The organism is Hansschlegelia beijingensis (assembly GCF_045505405.1).
Classification (GTDB): Bacteria; Pseudomonadota; Alphaproteobacteria; order Rhizobiales; family Methylopilaceae; genus Methylopila; species Methylopila beijingensis_A.
In genome coordinates, this window is record NZ_JBJKEX010000239.1 from 1 (window position 1) to 4633 (window position 4633).

A 4633-nucleotide genomic window follows, 5' to 3' on the forward strand; every position below is an offset into this window, starting at 1 on the left:
CCGGGGATCGGCTTCCGGTCCTTCCAGATCTGCGCCACGGCCTCCTTCTGGTGCTGCTGCATGCGGGCGATGACCTGCTCGCGCGAGCCGATCGGCTGGGCCGGCCCCTCCGACGCCGCCTCGCTCTCAGGATCCGAGGACGTGGACGCCGTCGGTTGCAGTCTGGCGGGCGTTGTCTTCGCGTCGGCCGAATTCGAGGAGCTCGCCCCCGAGGGCGCCGTCGCGCTGATCACGCCGGAGCCGGCGAAGGCGCTGGCGCAAGTGGCGGCTGCGCTGTTCCCGAGCGCGCTGCGGCCTCAGCCGGTGTTCGGAGAGGGCGTCGCCCCGGGAGCGGTCATCCATCCGGAGGCGAGGCTCGAGAACGACGTGACGGTCGATCCTGGAGCGGTCGTGGGTCCGCGCGCCGAGATCGGTTGCGGCGCGGTGATCTGCGCCAATGCGGTCATCGGGGCCGACGTCCGGCTGGGCCGTGGCAGCGTGGTGGGGCCCGGCGCCACGATCGTCCATGCGCTGATCGGCGACCGCGTGATCATCCGCCAGGGCGCCCGCGTCGGGCAGGACGGCGTCGCGCTCGCCTCCGCGGGCGGCTGCGCGCAGGTCCCGCAAACCGGTCGCGCCATCCTCCAGGACGACGTGCAGATCGGCGCGAACGCCACGATCGACCGGGGCGCCGACCGCGACACGGTCATCGGGGAGGGCGCGAAGATCGACAACCTTGTCCGGATCGGCCACAACGTCACTGTCGGCCGGCATTGCGTCGTTCTCGCCCGCAGCCAGGTCCCGCCTGGTGCGACGCTCGACGACTTCGCGGTGGTGGGGAATTTCGAGGCCGCCACGTAGAGCAGCGGGGAGCGCCCTAGCGGGCGGAAGCTCCCCCGAAAAGCCGCCGGGCTCCGGCGGACTCTTGGATGTCATGCGCTGACGCTACGGCCGTAGAGCCGCGCCGGCGCTCAGGGAAAAACAAAATGAACGACGCCACCGCGACGCCATCCTCGCAGCCGACCGCGCTCGCCGCCGCCGACATCGCGACGATCATGTCCTACCTGCCGCATCGCTACCCGTTCCTGCTCGTGGACCGGATTATCGATATCGACGGCGACAGGTCGGGCGTCGGGATCAAGAACGTGACGTTCAACGAGCCGCATTTCCAGGGGCACTTCCCCCAGTCGCCGGTGATGCCGGGCGTGCTGCTGATCGAGGGCATGGCGCAGACCGCGGGCGCCATCTGCGTGGCGTCGCGCACCGCTCCGAGCTCGCCGCGGATCGTCTATTTCATGACGATCGACAAGGCGAAGTTCCGCAAGCCGGTGACGCCCGGAGACGTCGTGGAGTACCACATGACGCAGATCAAGAAGCGCGCCAACATGTGGTGGTTCCGCGGTGAGGCGAAGGTCGCCGGGACGCTGGTCTGCGAAGCCGAGATCTCCGCGATGCTGGTCGACAAATGAAAAAAGCCCCGCCGAAAGGCGGGGCTTTTTCTTGCTCGATCCAACGCCTCAGCGGCGCTCGTTGATCGGGACGTAATCGCGCTCCGGCGCGCCGGTGTAGAGCTGGCGGGGCCGGCCGATGCGCTGCGACGGGTCTTCCACCATCTCCTTCCACTGGGCGATCCAGCCGACGGTGCGCGCGACGGCGAACAGTACCGTGAACATCGCGGTCGGGAAGCCCATCGCCTTGAGCGTGATGCCCGAATAGAAGTCGATGTTCGGATAGAGCTTCTTCTCGATGAAGTACTCGTCCTTGAGCGCGATCTTCTCGAGCTCCATCGCGACTTCGAGCAGCGGGTCGTCCTGGATGCCGAGCTCAGCGAGGACCTCGTGGCAGGTCTTCTGCATGATCTTGGCGCGGGGATCGTAGTTCTTGTAGACGCGATGGCCGAAGCCCATCAGGCGGAACGGGTCGTTCTTGTCCTTGGCCTTCTTGACGTAGGCGTCGACCTTGTCGGGCGTGCCGATCTCTCCGAGCATCTTGAGGGCGGCCTCGTTCGCTCCGCCATGGGCCGGGCCCCAGAGGCAGGCGATGCCCGCCGCGATGCAGGCGAAGGGGTTTGCGCCCGAAGAGCCCGCCAGCCGCACCGTCGAGGTCGAGGCGTTCTGCTCGTGATCGGCGTGCAGGATGAAGATCCTGTCCATCGCGCGCGCGAGCACCGGATTGACCTTGTACTCCTCGCACGGCACCGCGAAGCACATGTTCAGGAAGTTCGCGGAGAAATCGAGCGAGTTCTGCGGATATACGAAGGGCTGCCCGATCGAATATTTGTACGCCATCGCGGCGAGCGTGGGCGTCTTGGCGATCATGCGGATGGAGGCGATCAGCCGCTGCTCGGGATCGGTGATGTCCGTCGAGTCGTGATAGAAGGCCGACAGCGCCCCCACGACGCCACACATCACCGCCATCGGGTGCGCGTCCCGGCGGAAGCCGCTGTAGAAGCGCGACATCTGCTCGTGGACCATGGTGTGGCGCGTGACCTGGCGGTCGAACTCCGCCTTCTGCGCCGAGGTCGGCAGCTCGCCGAACAGCAGCAGGTAGCAGGTCTCCAGGAAGTCGCCGTGCTCTGCCAGCTCGTCGATCGGATAGCCGCGGTAGAGCAGCAGTCCGGCGTCGCCGTCGATGTAGGTGATCTTCGACTCGCAGCTGGCGGTCGAGGTGAAGCCCGGATCGTAGGTGAACAGGCCGGTGTCTTTGTAGAGCGTCTGGACGTCGAGAACGGACGGGCCGATTGAGCCGTGCTTGATCGGAAGATCGAGCTCCGCCCCTTCGACGCTCAGATGCCCGGCTTCTGGCGAGCCTTCCTGAACCTTGAGCGTGCTGGTCGTCGCATTCATGCGCCATGCCCCTTCGCTGGAATTATGGCCTCGTCGCGCCGGTAACGGCACGTGGCTCTCCGGCTCACTGGAGGGAGAGGGCGCAGGGTCAGCGCGACGCTACTTTTGTTGCAGTGCGAACTAGCGCTGTCAAACCGCAGCGCCAGTCTACGCAGCCTGATCTGCGATCCGCGCCAGGCTCTCCTCACGCCCGAGCGCGACGAGCACGTCGAAGATGCCAGGCGAGGTCTTGCGCCCGGTCAGCGCCGCCCGAAGCGGCTGCGCCGCCGCCCCAAGCTTGACGCCGGCTTCCTCCGCGACGGAGCGCACGGCGGCCTCCGCCTCTGGGGCCGCCCAGGGGTCGATGGCCGCGAGGCGCTCGCCGAGCAGCGTCAGCAACCGCCGCGCCTCCGGGGTGAGCAGCTGCTCGGCGGCCGACTCCAGCGACAGCGGACGCTGATCGAGCAGGAAACGGGCCCCGTCCAGGAGTTCGACGAGGGTCTTCGCCCGCTCCTTGAGCCCTGGCAGCGCGCCCTCGAGGGCCGCCCAGCGGCCGGTCTCGTCGAGGCGCGCGATCGCGGCGAGGCCGCCCGGAAGGTAGGGAAGGGCGGCCCGGAATGTCGCCATCAGCTCGTCGTCGGGCGTCGCGCGCATGTAATGCCCGTTCAGGTTCTGCAACTTGACCTGATCGAACCGCGCGGCCGAGCGCCCGACGTCGGAGATGTCGAACCACTCGATCGCCTGCTCGGTCGAGAAGATCTCGTCGTCGCCGTGGCTCCAGCCAAGACGGGCGAGATAGTTGCGCAGCGCCGCCGGCAGGAAGCCCATCTCCCGATAGGCCTCCACGCCCAGCGCGCCATGGCGCTTGGAGAGCTTCGCGCCGTCCGGGCCGTGGATCAGCGGGATGTGCGCCATCTTGGGGGCGCTCCAGCCCATGGCGTCGTAGATCTGCGCCTGCCGGGCCGCGTTGGTGAGATGGTCGACGCCGCGGATGACGTGGGTCACGCCCATGTCATGGTCGTCCACCACCACGGCGAGCATGTAGGTCGGGGTGCCGTCCGACCTCAGCAGCACGAGGTCGTCGAGATCCTTGTTGGGGATCACCACGCGACCCTGCACCAGGTCGTCGATCACCGTCTCGCCCTCGGTCGGCGCCTTGAGCCGGATCGCCGGCGCCCGGTCCGTCGGCCAGTCGGCCTCGGGACGGTCCCGCCAGCGGCCGTCATAGCGCGGCGGGCGGCCCTCGGCCTGCGCCGTGGCGCGCATCTCCTCGAGCTCCTGCGCGGTCGCGTAGCAGCGATATGCGCGGCCCTCGGCCAGCATCCGCTCGACCGCCTCGCGATGGCGCGCGGCGCGCGCGAACTGGAAGACGGGCTCGTCGTCCCAGTCGAGCTCCAGCCACTTCAGCCCGTCGAGAATCGCCGTGATGGCGGCTTCCGTGGAGCGCGCGCGGTCGGTGTCCTCGATCCGCAGCAGCATCTTGCCGCCGAGGCTCCTGGCGAACAGCCAGTTGAACAGAGCGGTCCTGGCGCCGCCGATATGCAGGAAGCCGGTGGGCGACGGCGCGAAGCGTGTGACGACAGTCTCGCTCACTTCAGATCGTTCTCTCGCGCTCGGGGAGGGGTGCGACGTCGTCTGTACGCCGCGGCGCGCCGGTGTAGCATGGCGGCGCGACCGGGGGAAAGACGCGCCATGGCTGAGCAGCCGGGCCGGCCGGCCTCCGCCTCCTCGGCCAGAAGGGCGAGGATTCGGTCGGAGAGCCGCAGCCGCCATGCGCCCTGCGCGGAGACGCCGGCGTTGGCGGCCAGGTAGCTCGCCACTTCGGGAGA

Annotated in this window: 5 protein-coding genes; 2 read left to right on the plus strand and 3 right to left on the minus strand. The window is 68.4% G+C overall.

Features of this window, described 5'->3' with window-relative positions; translation table 11 throughout:
* Together ACIKT0_RS13240 and fabZ are read left to right on the plus strand one after the other, a co-directional pair.
* On the plus strand, positions 1-840 hold an 840-nt coding region (locus ACIKT0_RS13240), incomplete at its 5' end, for a UDP-3-O-(3-hydroxymyristoyl)glucosamine N-acyltransferase (RefSeq protein WP_407105793.1).
* 125 nt (positions 841-965) lie between these two features.
* Positions 966-1448: a 3-hydroxyacyl-ACP dehydratase FabZ gene (gene fabZ, locus ACIKT0_RS13245; RefSeq protein WP_183396193.1), complete on the plus strand. Its 483-nt coding sequence runs from the start codon at positions 966-968 to the stop codon at positions 1446-1448.
* A 48-nt stretch (positions 1449-1496) separates the two neighbouring features.
* Here fabZ and gltA read toward each other — a convergent pair whose 3' ends face one another.
* The 3 genes from gltA to ACIKT0_RS13260 form a co-directional block, all read right to left on the minus strand.
* Positions 1497-2825, minus strand: coding sequence for a citrate synthase (gene gltA / locus ACIKT0_RS13250; protein ID WP_407105794.1), 1329 nt, complete (start codon positions 2823-2825; stop codon positions 1497-1499).
* A 147-nt stretch (positions 2826-2972) separates the two neighbouring features.
* A complete protein-coding gene (gltX, locus tag ACIKT0_RS13255) occupies positions 2973-4397 on the minus strand; it encodes a glutamate--tRNA ligase (RefSeq protein WP_407105795.1) in 1425 nt (474 codons plus the stop codon).
* Positions 4394-4633: hypothetical protein (locus ACIKT0_RS13260; protein WP_407105796.1), on the minus strand; the 240-nt coding region annotated here is incomplete at its 5' end. The genes ACIKT0_RS13260 and gltX, both read right to left, overlap by 4 nt.